Genomic DNA, 21,020 nt, shown 5'->3' on the forward strand with positions numbered 1-21,020 from the left:
TAGATAAAAGAACGCTCAGACAATGTCGTCTGGGCTTTTTTGATGTGAGAATTACTGAATGTCACTTAAAATGGAAAGAAAGAGAAAATTTTCAGGAATTTCTAAAATTTTACTGTAAAGATACTTGGATATTCATAAAATAGGTGTATAATGTGTTGTGAACTGCTTAACAAATAAGGATTTTCAGCTCATGTCGACTAAGGCTGGAAATCTTGTGTATAGACAGTTCGTTATCTAATAGAGCGTTGCGTCCGAAAGTCTATCCAGACACGGCTCTTTAAAAACAAAAGGAGAAATGATGCATACTTATTTGCAAAAGAAAATTGAAAATATCAAAACAACTCTAGGTGAAATGTCAGGTGGTTACCGTCGTATGGTTGCGGCTATGGCTGATTTAGGATTTTCAGGGACTATGAAGGCTATCTGGGATGACCTCTTTGCCAGTCGTAGCTTTGCCCAGTGGCTGTATTTGCTGGTTTTAGGAAGTTTTCCTCTCTGGCTAGAATTGATTTATGAACACCGTATTGTTGACTGGATTGGGATGATTTGTAGCCTAACTGGGATTATCTGTGTTATCTTTGTATCGGAAGGTCGGGCAAGTAATTATCTTTTTGGCTTGATTAACTCTGTTATTTACCTTATTTTGGCCCTACAGAAAGGCTTTTATGGTGAGGTGCTGACGACACTTTACTTCACAGTCATGCAACCGATTGGACTTCTAGTTTGGATTTATCAGGCACAGTTTAAGAAAGAAAAGCAGGAGTTTGTTGCACGTGAACTGGACGGCAAGGGCTGGACAAAGTATCTTTCCATTAGTGTTCTTTGGTGGTTGGCCTTTGGATTTATTTATCAGTCTATTGGTGCCAATCGTCCCTATCGTGATTCCATCACAGATGCGACCAATGGGGTAGGGCAAATTCTCATGACAGCTGTTTACCGTGAACAGTGGATATTCTGGGCAGCTACCAATGTCTTTTCAATCTATCTCTGGTGGGGAGAAAGCCTGCAAATTCAAGGGAAATATCTAATTTATCTCATTAACAGTCTAGTTGGTTGGTATCAATGGAGCAAGGCTGCAAAGAGTGCTTAAAAAGTAAAAAAGGATCGGATGATCCTTTTTTGTGTTAGAGCAAAATGAATAATACCGTAATGATAATAGCTCTCGTTATATGAATGATGTGGTGCGATATATGTTGGTTTTCTTTCTGTTTGTCATTCCCATAGGCTCCGTAGCAAATCACCCCACAGCCAACCAGCTAAAGAGATAGTGCAACAAGCGGTAAAAGGAAGTAGAGGATGAGAGATAAGGTCGCAAGGCCACTTCCGATAAGGAGAAGCCGATTTCCTAATTGTTAAATGAAGTGATACACTTGGAGGATATGAATCAAATCTATTTTGCTCTTCCGAGTTTAATTTTTTATCAAAACATGCTATACTGTAGCATAGAAATAAACGATCACTTATTAACGAAGTATAGTGAGAGTTGAAAGGATTGGAAAATGAATAAACAACCGCAAATCATGGAAAAAGAACGTTTGGGGGCTTTTATAGATGCAGTTTTAGCCATCGTTATGACTATCTTGGTGCTTGAGTTGGAAAAACCGAAGACATTTGATGTACAAGGATTATGGGAGCTTCGAACAAATTTTCTCGCCTACGCCATCTCTTTCTTTTGGCTAGGAGCTATGTGGGCCAATATTCACGCCGCCTCCCACCTTATTCAAAAAATCAGTCAAAAAACGGTTTGGGCTACCATTGTTATGCTTTTTTTCTCTTCCCTCTTTCCCTATGCGACACAGCTCATAGCGACTCATTTTACGAATGGGACTATGCAGGCCTTTTACGGAGTCATCGTCCTACTGATTACTTTTTCAGTCTTATGGTATTATCGCACGCTTGAGGAGGTAAATGATGGCGCAGAAATGTATGGGTTGAATGCAGATCGCCAAAAATGGTTGACCTGGGACATTGGCATTAAGATTCTTGGATTAATCTTGTCCCTGACGATTTTCCCCGCAGGAGTTGGTATTTCAGTCTTGCTGACTCTCATTTTTATTGTCATTCCTAAACAATTTAATCCATAAAAAGTCAAAACGAGCCCTTTTGGACTCGTTTTTCTGTTTAATTATAGACATGTAGGATTTCCAAATAAAACTGGATCACTTCTTGTTCGGAGTAGGACTTGCCTTTTTTCAACCACCAGCTGAGGGTTTCAATGAAATGGCTGACGACAAAGTGTTGAAGATAGGATGACGGAATCTTGGGATGAACTGTTTGCAAGTCTTGGACGACCATCGGGTAGACATGATGTTTGAGCTCTTTTTGCAGTTGGCGGAGAAAGTAGTCGTTTTTTGATAAGAGAAGACTGGTAATATGGTCTTGATTTTTCTTAAAATGCAAAAAGATATGCGCCAAATAATCCTCTGTTGAGAGATGCTTTTCACGTTCAAAGAGGTGGTGGAAAAGGTATCGACAGAGTTCATCTAGAAGTAACTCCTTACTTTCATAATGACTGTAAAAGGTTGAACGACCAACGTCTGCCAAGTCGATAATTTCTTGAACGGTAATGGTTTCGTATCTTTTAGAATTTAGTAGCTGTAAGAATGCTTGATAGATAGCTTTTTTTGTCTTATTGATACGGCGATCTTTTTTCACTTGATGTACATTTGAAACAAAATGTTCAGAATCGTACGAACTGAACTAACTGCTTCTATCCTTTCTTTGAGTGGTGGGGGATAATAAGAATGAACAAGGTGTTCATAAGACTATTATACCAAAGGAATGAGAAATATGAAGGCAAAATATACTGTTTGGCTAGCTTTTTTCTTAAATTTGACTTATGCCATTGTCGAGTTTATCGCTGGTGGAGTGTTTGGGTCCAGTGCAGTTCTTGCTGACTCGGTGCATGACTTGGGAGATGCGATTGCTATTGGGATCTCAGCCTTTTTGGAAAGTATCTCCAATCGTGAAGAAGACAGCCACTATACCTTGGGCTACAAGCGTTTTAGCCTTTTAGGGGCCATGGTAACGGCTGTGATTCTTATGACAGGGTCCGTTTTGGTCATTTTGGAAAATATAGCGAAAATCTTTCATCCACAATCGGTCAATGATGAGGGGATTCTCTGGTTAGGAATTATTGCGATTATTATCAATGTGCTAGCGAGTCTCGTCATTCGCAAAGGACAAACCAAGAATGAATCCATTCTCAGCCTGCACTTTCTGGAAGATACCTTGGGTTGGGTGGCTGTCATCCTGATGGCCATTGTTCTTCGATTTACCGATTGGTATATCTTGGATCCGCTCTTGTCTCTTGCTATTTCCTTCTTTATTCTGTCAAAAGCCCTTCCACGTTTTTGGAGCACGCTCAAGATATTCCTCGATGCAGTGCCAGAAGGAGTAGATATCCAGAAAATCAAGACGGATTTAGCAGAATTGGATCATGTCGCTAGTATCAATCAACTTAATCTCTGGACTATGGATGGTTTGGAAAAAAATGCCATTGTCCATGTTTGTTTAAAAGAGATGGAGCATATGGAAACTTGTAAAGAATCTATTCGGGACTTACTCAAAGATTGTGGCTTTCAAAATGTCACCATTGAGGTCGATGAAGATCTGGAGATTCACCGAGCCCATAAACGCAATATGGGAGAGCTAGAAGCGAATAGAAATCATGAGAATGCTCATCACCATTAAATACAAAATGACTCCTAGAGAAGAGTGTTTCCCTAGGAGTTTTGTCTTATTTAATGAATTCCGCTAAATGAATATCTGGGTTGAGGGAGACTAAATAGTAGGTCATATGTGCCTCTGGATCAGACAGAGGAATGATGACTCGTTCTGTTTGAAGTGTTTCTCTATCTTTACTAAGATTGGTCGCAAAGCGAGGCAGGGTGGAGTTGTTAGCTAATTCTTCAAATTCAAAACGGCTGGATTGAACGAGGAATTTAGAAGCAGGCATTTTCTCTTGGACTAGGTCATTCCAAAAACCAATCTGATTCATCAAAAGAAAGTTGTAGCCATCAATATCTGAAAAGCTGATAGAAGTTTCTTTAGCCAAGGCGTGGTTTAAAGGGACAACGATGTCCAGACTTTCATTGAGATAAGGTAGAGAGTCAATCGAGTGTCCCTCAAAAGAAAAGGGCAAGACAGCTATATCCGTGGTATTTTCATCAATAGCTTCAAGCGCTTGGCTTGTTGAACAAATCTTATGTTTGATTTGTTTGTCAGGATAAAGACTGGTTAATATTGGGAGGAGATTCCAGAGGGGAGCTGGAGCAACAGAGATTACTGTAATAGTCTTGAGACTTTGGTCGAAATCTCTCACTTCTTGAATGCCTTGTTGGCTTGTTTCCAAAATACGTCTAGCTACTTGGACAGCCCGCTCCCCTGTTTCATTCAGTGAAATCCGATTGACACTGCGTTCAAAGAGGGTGACACCAAAGTCTTCCTCTAGATGTTGCATGGAACGAGAGAGGGAAGGAGTGGAAATCAGGAATTGTTCAGCAACTTTGGAGAGGGTTCCTAACTCCTTAAAAGCGACGAGTTGTTCGAGTTCTTCGAGGTTTAACATAGCAGGCTCCTTTTAGTTTTCGTTTTATGAAAAGTAGATTCCTTTATTGATAGTGTACAAAATTCTTGATCAGATGTAAACTAGAACCATCAAGAGAAATAAGGAGATAACAAAATGCTTTACAAAACTTTAAATAACAATGTTAAAATGCCTCAATTAGGATTTGGGGTTTTCCAAACACCAATCGATGAAACCAAGAAAGCAGTTCGGGATGCTATCGAAGTTGGGTATCGCTCTTTTGATACTGCTCAGTCTTATCAAAATGAAGAAGGGGTCGGCCAAGCTATCAAAGAATCGGGTCTTCCTCGGGAAGAATTCTTCATCACCACCAAAATTTGGATTTCTAATGCGGGCTATGAAAAGGCCAAGGCTTCCATTGAAGAATCCTTGCAAAAATTGCAAACAGACTATATTGATCTTTTGCTTATTCACCAACCATTTGGAGATTACTACGGAACTTACAGAGCCATGGAAGAAGCCTATAAAGCTGGCAAGGTCCGTGCTATCGGGGTCTCTAACTTTTCACCGGAGCGTTTTATTGATTTGCAGCATTTCGTAGAGATCAAACCGGCTGTCAACCAGATTGAAACCCATATCTTCCAGCAACAAAAAGTGGCTAAGAAGTATTTGGAAAAATACAAGTGCCAAATCGAGTCTTGGGGACCTTTTGCGGAAGGACGCAATGATTTCTTTAACACGCCTCTCTTGAAGGAAATTGGAGAAAAATATGGCAAGTCCGTAGCGCAGGTTGCCCTTCGTTTCCTTCTTCAAAGTAATGTGGTGGTCATTCCAAAATCCGTCCGTAAGGAACGCATGCAAGAGAATTTCAATGTGTTTGATTTCGAATTGACGGAAGAAGAAATGAAGAACATTGAAGGGTTGGACCAAGAGAAATCGCTTTTCTTCGATCATCAGGATCCAGAAACAGCAGAATTTTTCATGACCATTGTCAATAAGTAAAAGAATATACATGACAAAAATAGAAAAACACATTTATCATTTTTAATCATTTTTAGTGGCTTTATGGCCTTTACTCCATACTTAACTAATTTTAAAGGATGATATTTTTATAGCTATTGTTTAGTTTGTGTTTCAGATTGAATAATACTGTTAAGCGAAAAATTATATATTATTAGAGATTAAGGAAAGGAGAAAAAATGTCTGAGATGAAACAAACTGCAGGACGGGATTTTCTTGGGGATTTTGCACCAGAATTTGCTCATTTTAATGATGATATCCTTTTTGGAGAAAATTGGAACAATCAAGATATTGATTTGAAAACAAGAACGATTGTTACAATTGTCGCATTGATGTCCTCTGGGATAACCGATCAATCTTTAGTTAATCACCTTGAAAATGCAAAGAAAAATGGTGTATCACAAAAAGAAATTGCAGCGATTATCACTCATGTAGTTTTCTACTCAGGATGGTCTAAAGCTTGGGCAGTTTTTAATCTTGCTAAGGAAATTTGGAAAATAGATGTAGCTGATGAAAGTAGTAAAGAGGTCTATCAAGCTTCTATTTTGTTTCCAATAGGTCACGAAAATACGGAATATAAAAATATTTCATCGGTCAATCTTATTTAGCGCCTATTGCAAATGAGGGCTTCCCAATTTTTAATGTAACTTTTGAGCCAGGATGTCGTAATCATTGGCATACTTACACTGCAGAAAAAGGTGGCAGACAAATGCTCATCTGTGTTGGGGGTGTGGGATATTACCAAGAATTTTGGGGAAAAAGCTGTTAAACTTCTTCCTGGAGATCCAGTTACGATTCCTGCCGATGTTAAACATTGGCATGGAGCTAGTCAAGATTCTTGGTTCTCTCATTTAGCATTTAAGATTCCAGGGGAAAAACAAACACATAGTGGCATGAAGCCCTATCAGATGATAATTACCTGAAGGCACAGCAATAAAATAAGTGAAAGAACTTGCCACCTATCAATAAAAAATGTATATTATGATTAGGGTTTAGAAAGAGGAAGAAGTAATGAAATCAGCAGTATATACAAAGGCAGGCCAGGTTGGACTTGCTAGCATTGAACGTCCGCAAATAATAGAAGCCGATGATGTGATTATTCGTGTGGTTCGTGCGTGCGTTTGTGGTTCAGATTTATGGAGGTACCGTAATCCAGAAACGAAAGCTGGACACAAAAATAGTGGACACGAAGCGATTGGGATTGTTGAAGAAGCTGGGGAAGCCATTACGACGGTGAAACCAGGTGACTTTGTCATTGCCCCTTTCACACATGGTTGTGGTCAGTGTAATGCTTGCCGTGCTGGTTTTGATGGTTCGTGTGATAATCACCCAGGTAATAACTGGTCTGGTGGTGTCCAGGCTGAGTATATCCGTTTCCACTATGCAAACTGGGCGCTGGTTAAAATCCCTGGTCAACCTTCAGATTATAGCGAAGGTATGCTCAAGTCCCTATTGACTCTTGCTGATGTCATGCCAACAGGCTATCATGCGGCGCGTGTTGCAAATGTTCAAAAAGGGGATAAGGTTGTGGTCATTGGTGATGGGGCTGTTGGTCAATGTGCTGTCATCGCAGCTAAGATGCGTGGTGCGTCGCAAATTATTTTTATGAGCCGTCATGAAGATCGTCAAAAGATGGCTCTGGAGTCAGGTGCGACAGCTGTTGTAGCTGAACGTGGTCAAGAAGGAATTGCCAAGGTGCGTGAGATTCTAGGTGGTGGTGCAGATGCAGCTCTGGAATGTGTTGGAACAGAAGCAGCGGTTGATCAAGCTCTTGGTGTTCTCCATAATGGAGGTCGTTTGGGCTTTGTTGGCGTACCGCACTATGAGAATCGTGCCATTGGCTCAACCTTTGGTCAAAATACAATAATCGGCGGTGGTCCAGCTTCTGTCACAACTTATGACAAACAAGTATTACTAAAAGCCGTTCTTGATGGCGATATCAACCCAGGACGTGTCTTTACTTCAAGCTATAAATTAGAAGATATTGATCAAGCTTATAAAGATATGGATGAACGTAAGACCATTAAGTCTATGATTGTGATAGACTAAAAAAGAAAATCCTAATGGAGATTTGAGACTCTCTATTAGGATTTTTTGTCATGTTTAATTTGTGGAGTTATGGCAGAGTACTCTCTCTTAAAGTCAGTCTGGTTCCCAACATGGTCAGGCTAGGTATTTTGCGACCGTGGAGTACTTCCTTATTAAGAATATCCATACCTGCTCGGCCCATTTCTTCAGTATAAACCGTGATGCTAGAAAGGGGAGGATAGACCTGCTTGGTTAGACTAGTGTCGTTAAAGGAAATGAGGCTGACACGGTCTGGCAGGTTGATTCCAGCTTCTTGGAGGGCACGGAGGGCACCGATGGCTAAACTATCGCTGGCTGCGAAAAATGCTGGTGGGAGTTGGTCTCCTAAGCTCTGAATGGCCTCCTTCATCAAGTCATAGCCAGACTGGGCAGTAAAATTTCCTTGAAAGACCAGTTCATTATGGTAGATTCCCTTTGCTTGACTGTAGTTCCTAAAATTTTCCAGCCGCTTATCCTCAATGATTTCTTCTTGGTCAGTTGTCTCCTCAAGGCCTGTTAGAATCCCGATACGGTCCATTCCTTGGCTGAGGAAATAATCGACAACCTGTTTCATGGCAGTGTAAAAATCCGTGATAATGCAGGTATGTCCCAGGGAAAGTGTATCGCTGTCTAAAAATACCAGAGGTTTTTGGTATTCTTCGAAGGCAGAAATCTGAGCTCGACTAAACTTTCCGATGCAGAGAATCCCAATCACTTCCTCGCTTAGGGTAAAAGGATGGTCATTAAAATAGCGCAAGATATCATAGTCCAACTCTTGGGCTCTTTTTTCTATACCTAGGCGAATCTGGTAGTAGTAGAGGTCGTCCAGCTCCCCTTGTTCGCTGACCCATTGGATAATGGCAATCTTTTGCTTGGGTTTGTGGGACTCGCCTGTCTTGAGGTGTTTGGTGTAGCCCAGCTCTTCAGCAACAGTTAAAATACGGTGTCTCGTTTCTTCTGTAACAGATAGGCTCTGGTCGCGATTGAGGACACGGGATACGGTCGCGATTGAGACAGAGGCTAGCTGTGCAATGTCTTTTAAGGTAGCCATAAATCCTCCTTCTTTAAGGTTAGTATATCATATTTTTCTGCCTTTTACCGACATTTTAGTAAAAGTTTAGTAAAAAGGATTGACCTTGGGAAATCCCTTGTATACAATAGAAGAAAACGATTACACGTTGAGGTGACTTAACGGACAGTCAAAGGAGAAATCATATGACACAACATCTTACTGCTGAAGCCCTTCGCAAAGACTTTCTTGCTGTTTTTGGTCAAGAAGCAGATCAAACATTCTTTTCACCAGGTCGTATCAACTTGATTGGTGAGCACACAGACTACAACGGTGGGCACGTTTTTCCTGCTGCTATTTCCTTGGGAACTTACGGTGCAGCTCGTAAGCGTGACGACCAAGTTTTACGTTTCTACTCAGCTAACTTTGAGGACAAGGGCATTATCGAAGTGCCTCTCGCCGACCTCAAGTTTGAAAAAGAGCACAACTGGACCAATTATCCAAAAGGAGTTCTTCATTTCTTGCAAGAAGCTGGGCATGAGATTGACAAAGGTTTTGATTTTTATGTTTATGGGAATATCCCAAATGGTGCTGGTTTGTCTTCTTCAGCATCCTTGGAACTTTTGACAGGGGTTGTGGCAGAGCATCTCTTTGATTTAAAATTAGAGCGTCTCGATTTAGTTAAAATCGGAAAACAAACAGAAAATAACTTTATCGGAGTCAACTCTGGTATCATGGATCAGTTTGCTATTGGTATGGGAGCTGACCAACGTGCTATTTACTTAGATACCAATACTTTAGAATACGACTTGGTGCCACTTGATTTGAAGGACAATGTCGTTGTTATCATGAACACCAATAAACGCCGTGAATTGGCTGACTCTAAGTACAATGAACGTCGTGCTGAGTGTGAAAAAGCAGTGGAAGAATTGCAAGTTGCCTTAGATATTCAGACCTTGGGTGAATTGGATGAGTGGACCTTTGACCAATACAGCTATCTGGTTAAAGATGAAAATCGTTTGAAACGTGCTCGCCATGCTGTGCTTGAAAACCAACGTACCCTTAAAGCTCAAGCAGCCCTTCAAGAAGGTGATTTGGAAACATTTGGTCGTTTGATGAATGCGTCACACGTTTCCCTTGAGCATGATTATGAAGTAACTGGTTTGGAATTGGATACTCTTGTTCACACAGCTTGGGCACAAGAAGGTGTTCTCGGTGCTCGTATGACAGGGGCAGGTTTTGGCGGATGTGCCATTGCTTTGGTGCAAAAAGATGCTGTTGATGCCTTTAAGGAAGCTGTTGGCAAACACTACGAGGAAGTAGTTGGCTACGCTCCAAGCTTCTATATCGCTGAAGTTGCAGGTGGCACTCGCGTCCTTGACTAGTCAAAAGGAGGCTCTATAGTGACCTTAGTAGATAAATTTGTAACACATGTCATTTCTGAAAGTTCATTTGAGGAAATGGATCGAATCTACCTGACCAATCGTGTCTTGGCACGAGTGGGAGATGGTGTTTTGGAAGTTGAGACCAATCTGGATAAATTGATTGACCTCAAGGACCAGTTGGTTGAGGAAGCCGTTCGATTAGAGACGATTGAAGATAGTCAGACTGCACGTGAAATCCTTGGTGCTGAACTAATGGACTTGGTGACTCCTTGTCCGAGTCAGGTCAATCGTGACTTTTGGGAAAACTATGCCTACTCTCCTGAGCAAGCGATAGCGGATTTCTACCAACTCAGTCAGAAGAATGACTACATCAAACTCAAGGCTATTGCTAAAAATATCGCTTATCGTGTTCCGTCTGATTATGGAGAACTTGAAATTACCATCAATCTCTCTAAGCCTGAAAAGGATCCCAAAGAGATTGCGGCAGCCAAGTTGGTGCAAGCTAGTAATTATCCTCAGTGTCAGCTCTGTATTGAAAATGAAGGCTACCATGGTCGGGTCAACCACCCAGCTCGCAGCAACCACCGGATTATCCGTTTTGAAATGGCTGGTCAGGAGTGGGGCTTTCAGTATTCGCCCTATGCTTACTTTAATGAGCATTGTATTTTCTTAGATGGCCAGCATCGTCCCATGGCCATTAGTCGTCAGAGCTTTGAGCGTCTGCTGGCTATTGTAGAGCAGTTTCCAGGATATTTTGCTGGCTCTAATGCCGACTTGCCGATTGTGGGTGGCTCTATTCTAACTCATGACCACTATCAGGGAGGCCGTCACGTATTTCCTATGGAATTGGCTCCCTTGCAAAAGACCTTCCGATTTGCTGGTTTTGAGCAGGTCAAGGCTGGAATTGTCAAGTGGCCCATGTCAGTGTTGCGTTTGACTTCGGATTCCAAAGAAGATTTGATCAACTTAGCTGACAAGATTTTGCAGGAATGGCGTCAGTATTCAGATCCTGCAGTGCAGATTTTGGCAGAAACAGACGGAACACCGCATCATACCATCACACCGATTGCCCGTAAACGTGATGGCCAGTTTGAGTTGGACTTGGTCTTGCGGGACAATCAGACTTCTGCAGAACATCCTGATGGTATCTATCATCCTCACAAGGATGTCCAACATATCAAGAAGGAAAATATCGGCTTGATTGAGGTCATGGGCTTGGCAATCTTGCCACCACGTCTGAAAGAAGAGGTGGAGCAAGTCGCTAGCTATCTTGTAGGAGAAGCTGTTACAGTTGCCGATTATCATCAGGAATGGGCCGACCAACTAAAAGCCCAATATCCAGACATAACAGATAAAGAAAAAGCCCTTGAAATCGTCAAGGACTCTGTTGGTGCTATCTTTGCGCGTGTACTTGAGGATGCAGGAGTCTACAAGCAGACGGAACAAGGACAGGCGGCCTTTATGCGCTTTGTGGAGCAGGTCGGAATTTTGCCAGACTAAGAGCTTTCTCCTTGCACAGTCCTATAAAAAGTAGTATCATAGTGTCGTTTGAAATATCAGGAGGAAACGATGAAAGATTTTCACTTTGATGCTATATCAGCTTTTGAAAATTATGAAATTAAAGAGATGAAAGATGGTCACGTTGTGGTGACGACAAAAGTAGTGAACTCGTCGCTCAACTACTATGGCTATGCCCATGGTGGCTATCTCTTTACCCTTTGCGACCAGATTAGTGGTTTGGTGCTCATCTCGCTAGGACTAGACGCAGTGACGCTTCAATCCTCTATCAACTACCTCAAGGCAGGAAAACTCGGTGATGTGCTGACCATTAAAGGAGAATGCGTCCATCAAGGTCGTACAACCTGTGTCGTGGATGTGGACATTACCAATCAAGAAGGCAGAAATGTCTGTAAAGCAACCTTCACCATGTTTGTCACAGGCCAGCGGTCAGAAGACAGACAGGTGAGGATATAGAGACAGGTGAGTGGGATAAATTTATCTCACTCATTTTTTTGGTTCATTTTACTATAAAATTGTTGACAACGCTTTCAAATTGTGTTATTATTAAAGCATAAAATAAAAAGTAAAAAAAGCTATGAAAAGAAAAATCTTATTAGCTATAAGTTTGTTGTCTTTGATATTAACAGTCTTGGTAATAAGTCACTTTCCTGCTAAAAATCAGGGCTTTGATTCAGGACTTGTGTTTGTTGCTCAGTAAAAATGGTTTTAATAGTTTAATTAAGAAAGGAGCCTAGGATATGAGTTACAACTTACCTAACAGATATAAAAACGGAGATTTTTAATTGGCATAGGATACTTCTTTATTCTGTTATATAGTAAAGGACGGTGCATTTCTTAGCAAGACTTTGTCGTCAGATATTATAATATGAATTTAAGAGGCGTTATATGATAAGTAACTGGTTTATACTTTTAATTTTAGACAAAGATGAAAATCTTTTAGAAATTAGTTGGGGATAAAATCATGAAAAATACATTGAAAAAAATTGCATCTACTACTCTGATTGGACTCTCTCTACTTGGTATAGGTAGTTCAGTGGTTTCCGCAGCAACTGTATATTATAAAGGTAGTGCAGTATATTGGGACTATGGCCGTACAGCAGCTGTATTTAGTTATTCAAATGTTCAATCAACTGTTTATGAGCATACAGCAACTGCGAATGGTGTTTCTTCTGGGTGGCAAGATCCTGGAGTAATGGCCTCTGCAACTGCGTTTATCGGAGGCGGCACTGCACAATGTTACTGGAATTGTCGAGGGTAATAGCCTATGACTAACAAAAACATTTTTCTAGGAAAATTAAAATACCTAGCCCTGTTTTTGGTTGCTGTTCAGAGTATATTATTTGCTCTGACAGCAATTTTTTTTACAGGTGTATCTTATCAAGAAACATGGCAGCACTACAACCAGAATAATCGAACTATAACGCTGTACCTTCAAAAGCTAAATCCAATTCAGCAAGAAAAAGCGTTTCATTATTTAAATGAGAGAAGTGATTTAGCCGTTTGGACTCATCGAATCATTCAAGATTCTAATGGCAATGGTATACAAAAACATTATATAGATGCCATGGGAAATTCTGATTATTTTTCTGATTTTAACTTTCACCATTCAAATATTTTAACTAAGTCACAGCTAAAGGTCTTACTAGAGCATGAGGATAGTAAGAAAACGATAGGAATTGCTGAGGCGTCTCATGATACGCTTAATGAGCTACCGAGGCCTTTATTTACTATTCCGATTGTTATTGATCGATTAGAGCAAGTTTATCAAAAAACCAATACTTTAACGGGAATCTATCATGTAAATGGTTTAGAATCAGAAACAGACAAAAGTGAATTTATCAAACAGTTTGCGAGTGCCACAGACTTATCAGAGGAAAATTTTCTACAGGAAAAATTTGGTAGTCGTCGTGATTATGGTCTAGTTCCTTTTGTTCTCATAGGTTTGCTGTTATTTACAATGTTAACACTGTTAATATTATTGCTTGTAATTGTTCTTCAGGCCTATGAAAAATTTGGTAGTCTCACCCTACTGGGATGGAGTCGAAATGAATTTTGGTTAGCATTATTTAAACCTATTATTTATCCATCGGTTCTTAGCACACCTATATTAGCTGTAGGTATTTGGTGGTTGACAGGCTGGTCCCAAGTTTCATACTATATTTTGATACCTATCATGGGCCATATAGTATTTTCAATGTTGGCCTTAGCTACTATTCTCATTATTCCTAGTTTGATAGTTTATTCAGTGACTGCTTTGTCTGCTATTCACAAACGTTTTCCAAGTAGACTATTGACTATTTTAGGTATTAGTTCCTACATTGCGTTAAGCAGTATCTTAATTGCTACCAGTTATGCCCTAGATGGTCCTTTGTACCGTTTTATGGATAATGTCCATATTGCTAGGGCGTGGAAAAGTGTTGAGAATATGCAAGTAATTGATTCTTTTTCTGAAGGCGATGACTTGGGAACACTGGCAGGTACGAGTAATACATTAGAATTAAGTATGTATCATCTTTATACAAAAATAGGTCATGATGAAGGTGTCTATTTAATTCATAGTCAATACTACGGACAAGATTTTTTGGCGAACGTGACTGCTTATCAGAATCTACCTAGTAAACCATTTTGGTATCTAGTTTATTCTTATAATTATTTAACTGAACTAGGTTTTCAGTTTTCTGAAGAAGAATTAAATGAGATACGAAGTGGTAGCAGATTGTATCTGATTCCAGATAGTTATACAACTGAGGAACAGCAACGTATGCGAGCATATTTAGAAGAAAGTGTCAAAGTCTATGATGGGGATGTGGAGACACCATTTACACAAAATCGTCAATTCATTTATAAAAGCTATTCCACAACTAAAGATATTTTCCTTTGGTCCACAAATTTACAACAAGGGGTAACTAGTAAGGAGCCGATTATTTTTGTAGCTAGTCCTGAAAATCTTTATTTTAAGGAGAGTGCGAATCTTGTTGTTTCGGGTTTCAATGGTTATCTCAAAATACGTAATCAGAATATTCTGACTCGTGTGAAGGAAGAGATAACGTCCCATTTTCCAGATCTTATGGATAACGATATTCAATTTACACCAGTTAGGCGATATATTGATGGACGCCAGAAAGAGTTGAGTTATACTTTTTATCTATTTGGTAGCCTTATATTAGCTGTATTGATTAGCTTAACTTCAATACTAATTGCTTTGGTATTGATGTATCGAATTGCTTATCAAGATCGGTTAATAGTGCAATACTTCTTAGGATTTGGTTTATGGGCACGTTATAAAGGAATTATGATTTTGGTGATTGTTTCTGCTATTATAGAGGTACTAATTAGTTTCTTATTGAAAACAAAATTGGGTATAGTGTCCGCTGCTTTATCTCTATGTTTGCAGTCAGTTCTTCTATATGGTTTTCTTTTACGGAAAGAACAGCAGAAAATCTTAAATATATTTAAGGAGTAAGAATATGCCAACTATTTCAGTCAGACAGTTATCGAAATATTACGGTGCAAAACGTGTTATTGAGAATATTTCATTTGATATTTCGGATAGAGAATTTGTTGCGTTGATTGGTCCATCCGGTTCAGGAAAATCTACGTTACTCAACCTTATTGGCTTATTAGAAACTGTTGATGAGGGAACAATCACGATTGATGGTGAGATTCTACCACAAGTTAACTCTAAAAAGGCAACCCATCTCCGTCGAAATGTATTAAATTACTTGTTTCAATCTAATGCTCTGATTCCAAATGAAAGTGTTAGTGATAATTTGATGCTAGCACTTCATTACACTGATTTAACTAAGAAAGAAAAAGATAAAAAAATAAAGACAGTTTTATCAAAAGTTCACATGGAATCTTTCTTGGAGAGTCGTATTAATGAGTTATCAGGTGGAGAACAGCAGCGAATTGCTATCGCTCGTGCTATTCTAAAGCCAGGAGAGTTGATTCTAGCAGATGAGCCAACTGGCTCCTTGGATCCACAAATGGCTCAAACAGCCTTTGAATTACTGAAACTGCTACGTGATGAGTATGGGAAAACGATTATTTTGGTAACGCATAATATGGATCAGGCTCAGCAATGTGATAGAATTATTGACTTAGAACGCTTAAAAGATTTGAACTGATACGTGTTGCTACATATTGTTGCATCAGAAGAGGTGTATGATTTCTTAAAAGTTATCTGGCCTGATTATGAAACAGAGAGTAATTATGAAAACTTAAGTTTGATGGTCTATACTTTATCAGACTCTGATTGTGTGAGATGCTTATCTGAAAATATAGAATTTGGTGATGGGAAACAACTTTCTTTATTGAATAAAAAATATAGCTGGGAATATGGAGATGAATTACCAGAGTGGTTGGAAAGTCCCAAACATAGATTATTGCTAATAAGTGAGTTATTAGAGAGAAACTTAAGATGAAAAAGTGTACTATAGAAATTACTGAAACTCTAGCTCGTCTAGTGAGTATAGAAGCTGAAGATAAGTATGAAGCGGAACGACTTGTAAGAGAAAAGTATAAGAGTTGTGAAATTGTTCTTGATGCAGATGATTTTCAGGACTATGAGACTAGTATATATGAGTAGATGTTTTTATTTTGTCACACAAAAAAGAGGTTCACACCTCTTTTTCTTATTTCTTTTTATGATTTAATACGGCATTGAGGACAATGGCGAGTAGGCTGGCTACGACGATTCCGTTTGAGAAGAACATTTGGAAGGCTGTCGGCATGCTGACAAAGAGATTACTGTTATTTAGACCGACACCTGCAGCGATTGAAACAGCTGCGATAAGGAAGTTATGTTCATTGTTAGCAAAGTCAACACGAGCGAGAATTTGCATCCCTTGAATAGATACAAAACCAAACATCACCAGCATAGCACCACCGAGGACAGGGCTCGGAATGATTTGGGCAAGGGCGCCAAACTTAGGAAGGAGTCCAAGGAGAACCAGGAAACCAGCTGCGTAGTAGATTGGCAGGCGAGTCTTGATGCCTGACAATTTAACCAAACCAACGTTTTGTGAAAATCCTGTGTAAGGGAAGGTGTTAAAGATACCTCCGAGAAGTACGGCCAAGCCTTCTGCGCGGTAACCGTTGCGCAGGCGCGTGCTGTCGATTGGGTCTTTCGTGATATCAGATAAGGCCAGATAAACACCAGTAGACTCAACCATAGACACCGTTGCGATGATACACATCATGACAATAGATGAGATTTCAAAGGTTGGCATCCCAAAGTAGAGTGGAGTTGGGACATGGACAAGTGGTGCTGCCGCAACAGGAGAGAAGTCCACTAACCCCATGCTAGCAGCAATGGCTGTTCCAACAACTAGACCAATCAAAATGGAGATAGACTTGATAAATCCTTTGGTAAAGATGTTAATCAAGAGGATAATCAAAACAGTAATAGCTGCAAGCAAGAGACTTTGACCAGTTGGTTCTGGAGCGTTATTTCCCATATTTCCAATAGCGACAGGAATCAAGGTTAATCCAATTGTTGTGATAACAGATCCTGTTACGATAGATGGGAAGAGATTGGCCACTTTTGAGAAGATTCCTGAAACAAGAACCACGTAAATCCCAGATGCGATAAGGGCGCCAAACATAGCGCCACTTCCATGGCTTTGCCCAATCATAATCAAGGGAGCTACCGACTGGAAGGCAACTCCAAGAACGACTGGAAGTCCAATCCCAAAGTATTTGTTGAGTTGGAGTTGGAGGAAGGTTGCCACCCCACACATGAAGATATCTGTAGAAATCAGGTAGGTCAACTGCTCAGCTGAATAGCCAAGGGCTGTCGCAATCATGATGGGAACTAGGATGGATCCTGAGTACATGGCTAGTAAGTGCTGCAAGCCAAGAACGGCTGCTTGTGAATGTTTTTCTTGAGTTTGCATTAGAGATCTGCCTCCTTAAATACGACTTGACCATTTTCAAAACGATCCAAACGAGCGAGTGATAGAACAGGGTAGCCTGCTTTTTCAAGCAAATCACGGCCATCTTGGAAGGATTTTTCAATCACAATACCGATAGCTTCGACTGTGGCACCAGCTTGTTCGATGATTTGAATCAAGCCTTTAGCAGCTTGGCCGTTAGCAAGGAAATCGTCGATAATCAAAACCTTGTCCTCTGGTGAGAGGAATTTTCCTGCGATAGAAACGGTGCTTGTTACCTGTTTGGTAAAGGAGTAGACTTCTGCAGTTAAGATTCCTTCGTTCATAGTGATGTTCTTAGCTTTTTTGGCGAAAATCATGGGAACGTTTAAGGCTTCAGCTGTAAGAACGGCTGGGGCAATACCCGACGCTTCAATTGTTACGACTTTGGTAATACCAGCAGAAGCAAATTTTTCTGCAAAAACCTTACCAATCTCTCGCATCAAGCTAAAGTCAACTTGGTGGGTTAAAAAGGAATCCACCTTGAGGATGTTGTCACCCAAGATATGCCCATCCTTGAGGATGCGCTCTTCTAATAGTTTCATAAGACCTCCTAAAGTCTAAAAGCCAATCCTTTTGCTTGTTTCAGATTTCTATCCAGTAAAACGGATAGAAAAAGGACCTACTTAATCTCTAAGTAAGTCCCCAAAATAGGCATGGTAAAAACGCCATACCTCACTCTGACTTACTTATTGTTAGGTGTTCCGGCACCTTGTAGAAACGTCGTGCCAATTCACGACATAAACAAGTAAAATGATATTCAATTTAAAATAGGCTTGTGCCAATGTTTTTATTTTACACTAAATAACTTTAGAAATCAACTGTTTTGTTAGTGTTTTGGTTTGAAAAACGAACAAATATAATAAAAATGGGCAAGAATTAACTTATTGACTAACATTTATACTCAATGAAAATCAAAGAGCAAACTAGGAAGCTAGCCGCAGGCTGTACTTGAGTACGGTAAGGCGACGCTGACGTGGTTTGAATTTGATTTTCGAAGAGTATTAGAAGATTTTTTCATCATAAAAGACATATTATCAAGATTTTTCAAGATCTGCCAATATGCCTTTTTCTAACTTTAAAGACGTTTTCCCAATCTTTATTATTCTACTCGCTAAATCTTAAAAAATAGCCATCTGGATCCAAAATCGCAAATTCATGGGGATATATAAAGCTATCTCCTACTCGAAATTCTCTTTTTGTCAGGGGACGATGGATAGGATAGTCAGCTTCCAGCAGTTTTTGGTGGAGCTGAGGAACATCTGCAATACCAAAGGAAACATTGACACCGCGCCCGAAAGGATAGGTTAGTTGGGCTAATTCTTCTGCGCTGCCTTCTTCTAGCATAAGTTGGCAGTCTTCAAGCGAGAGGAAGAGAAATTTCTCCTCTGGACGATCGTATTCGACAGAGAATCCTAGCAGGTCGCAGTAGAAGTGGCGTGATTTTTCGATGTCAGATACTACAAATTCAGGAATGACAGCTTGATAATCCATTCGTTTTCTCCTTAGAAATCAATCTCCAAGACAATTGGTGTATGGTCTTGGCGTGCGCCTGAGTCAATCATGTCTGACTTGGTAACCTTGTCTGCTACACGGTTACTTGTGAGCCAGTAGTCGATTCTCCAGCCTGTATTGTTGATTTTTGAAGTTTTGCTGCGCTGTGCCCACCAAGTGTAGCGTTCTGGAACATCGCCATGAATATGGCGGAAGGTGTCGGTAAATCCAGTTGCCAAGAGGTTGGTAAATCCAGCACGTTCCTCGTCGGTAAATCCTGGTGAACGACGGTTGCTGGCAGGATTTGCAAGGTCGATTTCATTGTGGGCTACGTTATAGTCACCGGTCGCAAGGACTGGTTTTTCTTTGTCTAGTTCAGCCAAGTACTCAGCATATTTGACATCCCAGATTTGGCGTTCTTCCAAGCGTTTGAGTCCATCGCCAGCATTTGGTGTGTAAACTTGGGTCACGAAAAATTCATCAAATTCTAGAGTGATGATACGGCCTTCCAAGTCCATGGTAGAAGGGGCACCGATTTCTGGGAAGGAAATAGTTGGTGTGAGTTCTTTCTTATAAAGGAACATGGTTCCAGCATAGCCTTTACGGGCAGGCTCTTGGGAAGAGCGCCACGTGTTTTCGTAGCCTGGGAAGAGTTCTTCTAAAATTTCCAAGTGTTTCTTTGTAGGCCCTTTGGCAGAAAGCTTGGTTTCTTGGATAGCAATGATATCAGCATTTTCAGCGACCAAGGTTTGTAGGACTTCTTGGGATAATTTGGCACGAGCTGAGTCGCTAGTTAGGGCTGCGTTAAGGGAATCAATATTCCATGAGATAAGTTTCATAAAGTTACCTTTTTCATTCAGATTATAGATTTTATTATACCAAAAAAAGGTCTATTTCCCCAACGTATGGTTTGAAAAATCACCCTCTTTCGTTTATAATGAAGAATGATTTTATGAAAGGGAGTGAAAATAAATGAAATTTTACTCATATGACTATGTGCTTAGCCAAATCAGTCAGCAAAATGGCATCATGATTGGCTTTGGGATTGTGCTCCTAGCTATCACAGGATTTTTTGCTTTTAAGGCTTATCGAGATAAAAAGGGGACTAAGTTTCGGGAATTGGTCATGATTTTGGCCTTGACTTTAGTAGCCATGCTTTTGGTGACGATTTCAAAATACCAGACCAATCAAGCCTCTAACAATCAATTTCAAACCTCCCTTCATTTTATAGAGGTCGTTTCCAAAGACTTGGGAGTGGATAAATCAGAAGTTTACGTTAATACTTCAGCTACCACTGATGGAGCACTTATCAAGGTAGGTTCAAATTTCTATCGTGCCATGAACGGGAGCCAACCAGACAAGTATCTTTTAGAGAAATTAGAATTGCATCAAACAGACGCTATTGAATTGGTGGAGGTAAGCAAATGACACTCAACTATATGGAAATTTTAATCAAACTGGCCTTGGGTCTCTTCTCGCTTGTTTTTGTTATCAATGTGACAGGAAAGGGGAACCTAGCACCTAACTCTGCGACAGACCAAATTCAGAACTATGTTCTTGGTGGTATCATCGGTGGGGTGATTTACAATAGTTCAATCAGTATTCTGCAATATGCAGTGATTTTGATGATGTGGACGATTTTGGTTTTGACCCTCAAGTGGCTCAATAACAATGTTCGTTTTGTGAAACGCTTGATTGATGGTAAACCGACTCTGCTCATCAAAAATGGGCAGATTGACCCAGAAGCCTGTCGTTCAGTTGGCTTGTCTGCGGCAGATGTTGCCCTCAAACTTCGTAGCCAAGGAATTTTCCAGATGAAACAGGTCAAACGAGCTGTGCAGGAGCAAAATGGTCAACTCATCGTGGTCCAAATGGGAGATGAAAATCCTAAGTATCCAGTTGTGACTGATGGTGTCATTCAAGTAGACGTCTTGGAATCGATTGGTCGTAGCGAAGAGTGGTTGCTTGATAATCTCAGCAAACAAGGGCATGACAATGTGGCCAATATCTTTATCGCTGAGTATGACAAGGGTGCGGTCACAGTCGTAACCTATGAATAAGAA

The 21,020-nt window shown here is 40.3% G+C and carries 22 protein-coding genes, 1 pseudogene and 1 riboswitch; of the genes and pseudogenes, 16 read left to right on the top strand and 7 right to left on the bottom strand.

Features of this window, described 5'->3' with window-relative positions; translation table 11 throughout:
- The first annotated feature begins 298 nt into the window (after window positions 1–298).
- Together pnuC and ACLV7Q_RS02015 are read left to right on the top strand one after the other, a co-directional pair.
- A complete protein-coding gene (gene pnuC, locus ACLV7Q_RS02010) occupies window positions 299–1,090 on the top strand; it encodes a nicotinamide riboside transporter PnuC (RefSeq protein ID WP_218757440.1) in 792 nt (263 codons plus the stop codon).
- 409 nt (window positions 1,091–1,499) lie between these two features.
- Window positions 1,500–2,084: a TMEM175 family protein gene (locus tag ACLV7Q_RS02015; protein WP_057487913.1), complete on the top strand. Its 585-nt coding sequence runs from the start codon at window positions 1,500–1,502 to the stop codon at window positions 2,082–2,084.
- A gap of 37 nt (window positions 2,085–2,121) precedes the next feature.
- Here ACLV7Q_RS02015 and ACLV7Q_RS02020 read toward each other — a convergent pair whose 3' ends face one another.
- Window positions 2,122–2,655, bottom strand: coding sequence for a TetR/AcrR family transcriptional regulator (locus tag ACLV7Q_RS02020; RefSeq protein WP_057487912.1), 534 nt, complete (start codon window positions 2,653–2,655; stop codon window positions 2,122–2,124).
- Between the two features lie 135 nt (window positions 2,656–2,790).
- Between ACLV7Q_RS02020 and ACLV7Q_RS02025 the strand changes: the two genes are divergently transcribed.
- Window positions 2,791–3,693, top strand: a complete 903-nt coding sequence (locus tag ACLV7Q_RS02025) for a cation diffusion facilitator family transporter (RefSeq protein ID WP_218757359.1) — start codon at window positions 2,791–2,793, stop codon at window positions 3,691–3,693.
- A gap of 46 nt (window positions 3,694–3,739) precedes the next feature.
- On the opposite strand, the gene ACLV7Q_RS02030 is transcribed toward ACLV7Q_RS02025, so the two are convergent.
- Complete coding sequence (locus tag ACLV7Q_RS02030; RefSeq protein ID WP_218757360.1) at window positions 3,740–4,570, bottom strand: LysR family transcriptional regulator; 831 nt, start codon at window positions 4,568–4,570, stop codon at window positions 3,740–3,742.
- A 114-nt stretch (window positions 4,571–4,684) separates the two neighbouring features.
- On the opposite strand from ACLV7Q_RS02030, the gene ACLV7Q_RS02035 reads away from it, so the two are divergent.
- From ACLV7Q_RS02035 to ACLV7Q_RS02050, 4 genes are all read left to right on the top strand, one after another.
- Window positions 4,685–5,530, top strand: coding sequence for an aldo/keto reductase (locus tag ACLV7Q_RS02035; RefSeq protein WP_218757361.1), 846 nt, complete (start codon window positions 4,685–4,687; stop codon window positions 5,528–5,530).
- A gap of 197 nt (window positions 5,531–5,727) precedes the next feature.
- The gene (locus tag ACLV7Q_RS02040; protein ID WP_225904704.1) at window positions 5,728–6,156 is read left to right on the top strand and encodes a carboxymuconolactone decarboxylase family protein; all 429 of its coding nucleotides are present in this window, start codon (window positions 5,728–5,730) and stop codon (window positions 6,154–6,156) included.
- Window positions 6,157–6,246: 90 nt separating this feature from the next.
- Window positions 6,247–6,471 (top strand): hypothetical protein, encoded by a 225-nt coding sequence (locus tag ACLV7Q_RS02045; RefSeq protein ID WP_218757448.1) that lies wholly within the window; start codon window positions 6,247–6,249, stop codon window positions 6,469–6,471.
- An 88-nt stretch (window positions 6,472–6,559) separates the two neighbouring features.
- The gene (locus tag ACLV7Q_RS02050; RefSeq protein WP_218757362.1) at window positions 6,560–7,597 is read left to right on the top strand and encodes a zinc-binding dehydrogenase; all 1,038 of its coding nucleotides are present in this window, start codon (window positions 6,560–6,562) and stop codon (window positions 7,595–7,597) included.
- Window positions 7,598–7,664: 67 nt separating this feature from the next.
- On the opposite strand, the gene galR is transcribed toward ACLV7Q_RS02050, so the two are convergent.
- Entirely contained in the window at window positions 7,665–8,666 is a 1,002-nt protein-coding gene (gene galR / locus ACLV7Q_RS02055) for a DNA-binding transcriptional regulator GalR (RefSeq protein WP_218757363.1), read from the bottom strand.
- Window positions 8,667–8,830: 164 nt separating this feature from the next.
- Here galR and ACLV7Q_RS02060 point away from each other — a divergent pair, with 164 nt between their 5' ends.
- From ACLV7Q_RS02060 to ACLV7Q_RS02090, 7 genes and pseudogenes are all read left to right on the top strand, one after another.
- Complete coding sequence (locus ACLV7Q_RS02060; RefSeq protein ID WP_218757364.1) at window positions 8,831–10,009, top strand: galactokinase; 1,179 nt, start codon at window positions 8,831–8,833, stop codon at window positions 10,007–10,009.
- Window positions 10,010–10,027: 18 nt separating this feature from the next.
- The gene (locus ACLV7Q_RS02065) at window positions 10,028–11,509 is read left to right on the top strand and encodes a UDP-glucose--hexose-1-phosphate uridylyltransferase (RefSeq protein WP_218757365.1); all 1,482 of its coding nucleotides are present in this window, start codon (window positions 10,028–10,030) and stop codon (window positions 11,507–11,509) included.
- A 69-nt stretch (window positions 11,510–11,578) separates the two neighbouring features.
- Complete coding sequence (locus tag ACLV7Q_RS02070; RefSeq protein WP_218757366.1) at window positions 11,579–11,983, top strand: PaaI family thioesterase; 405 nt, start codon at window positions 11,579–11,581, stop codon at window positions 11,981–11,983.
- A gap of 508 nt (window positions 11,984–12,491) precedes the next feature.
- On the top strand, window positions 12,492–12,788 hold the full coding sequence (locus tag ACLV7Q_RS02075) for a hypothetical protein (protein ID WP_057487902.1): 297 nt from the start codon (window positions 12,492–12,494) through the stop codon (window positions 12,786–12,788).
- A 6-nt stretch (window positions 12,789–12,794) separates the two neighbouring features.
- Entirely contained in the window at window positions 12,795–14,993 is a 2,199-nt protein-coding gene (locus tag ACLV7Q_RS02080; RefSeq protein ID WP_218757367.1) for an ABC transporter permease, read from the top strand.
- 4 nt (window positions 14,994–14,997) lie between these two features.
- Window positions 14,998–15,657 (top strand): ABC transporter ATP-binding protein, encoded by a 660-nt coding sequence (locus ACLV7Q_RS02085; protein WP_176139843.1) that lies wholly within the window; start codon window positions 14,998–15,000, stop codon window positions 15,655–15,657.
- A gap of 3 nt (window positions 15,658–15,660) precedes the next feature.
- A pseudogene (locus ACLV7Q_RS02090) lies at window positions 15,661–16,118 on the top strand (DpnD/PcfM family protein).
- A gap of 46 nt (window positions 16,119–16,164) precedes the next feature.
- Here ACLV7Q_RS02090 and ACLV7Q_RS02095 read toward each other — a convergent pair.
- The 4 genes from ACLV7Q_RS02095 to ACLV7Q_RS02110 all read right to left on the bottom strand — a co-directional run bounded on the left by ACLV7Q_RS02095 (window position 16,165) and on the right by ACLV7Q_RS02110 (window position 19,796).
- Window positions 16,165–17,427, bottom strand: a complete 1,263-nt coding sequence (locus tag ACLV7Q_RS02095; protein WP_218757369.1) for a nucleobase:cation symporter-2 family protein — start codon at window positions 17,425–17,427, stop codon at window positions 16,165–16,167.
- Window positions 17,427–18,008 (bottom strand): xanthine phosphoribosyltransferase, encoded by a 582-nt coding sequence (locus ACLV7Q_RS02100; protein WP_218757370.1) that lies wholly within the window; start codon window positions 18,006–18,008, stop codon window positions 17,427–17,429. Before ACLV7Q_RS02100 ends, ACLV7Q_RS02095 begins: the two co-directional genes overlap by 1 nt.
- A gap of 127 nt (window positions 18,009–18,135) precedes the next feature.
- Window positions 18,136–18,231: riboswitch (purine riboswitch) on the bottom strand.
- A gap of 339 nt (window positions 18,232–18,570) precedes the next feature.
- Window positions 18,571–18,957 carry a bleomycin resistance protein gene (locus ACLV7Q_RS02105; protein ID WP_218757371.1) on the bottom strand — a complete coding sequence of 129 codons (387 nt, stop codon included), beginning with the start codon at window positions 18,955–18,957 and terminating at the stop codon, window positions 18,571–18,573.
- 11 nt (window positions 18,958–18,968) lie between these two features.
- Window positions 18,969–19,796, bottom strand: coding sequence for an exodeoxyribonuclease III (locus tag ACLV7Q_RS02110; RefSeq protein WP_218757372.1), 828 nt, complete (start codon window positions 19,794–19,796; stop codon window positions 18,969–18,971).
- Between the two features lie 133 nt (window positions 19,797–19,929).
- On the opposite strand from ACLV7Q_RS02110, the gene ACLV7Q_RS02115 reads away from it, so the two are divergent.
- Together ACLV7Q_RS02115 and ACLV7Q_RS02120 are read left to right on the top strand one after the other, a co-directional pair.
- Window positions 19,930–20,385, top strand: a complete 456-nt coding sequence (locus tag ACLV7Q_RS02115) for a DUF3290 family protein (protein WP_218757373.1) — start codon at window positions 19,930–19,932, stop codon at window positions 20,383–20,385.
- On the top strand, window positions 20,382–21,017 hold the full coding sequence (locus tag ACLV7Q_RS02120) for a DUF421 domain-containing protein (RefSeq protein ID WP_000174448.1): 636 nt from the start codon (window positions 20,382–20,384) through the stop codon (window positions 21,015–21,017). Before ACLV7Q_RS02115 ends, ACLV7Q_RS02120 begins: the two co-directional genes overlap by 4 nt.
- Window positions 21,018–21,020 lie beyond the last annotated feature (3 nt).

The sequence above is a fragment of the Streptococcus mitis genome (assembly GCF_965111725.1).
Lineage (GTDB): Bacteria > Bacillota > Bacilli > Lactobacillales > Streptococcaceae > Streptococcus > Streptococcus mitis_DV.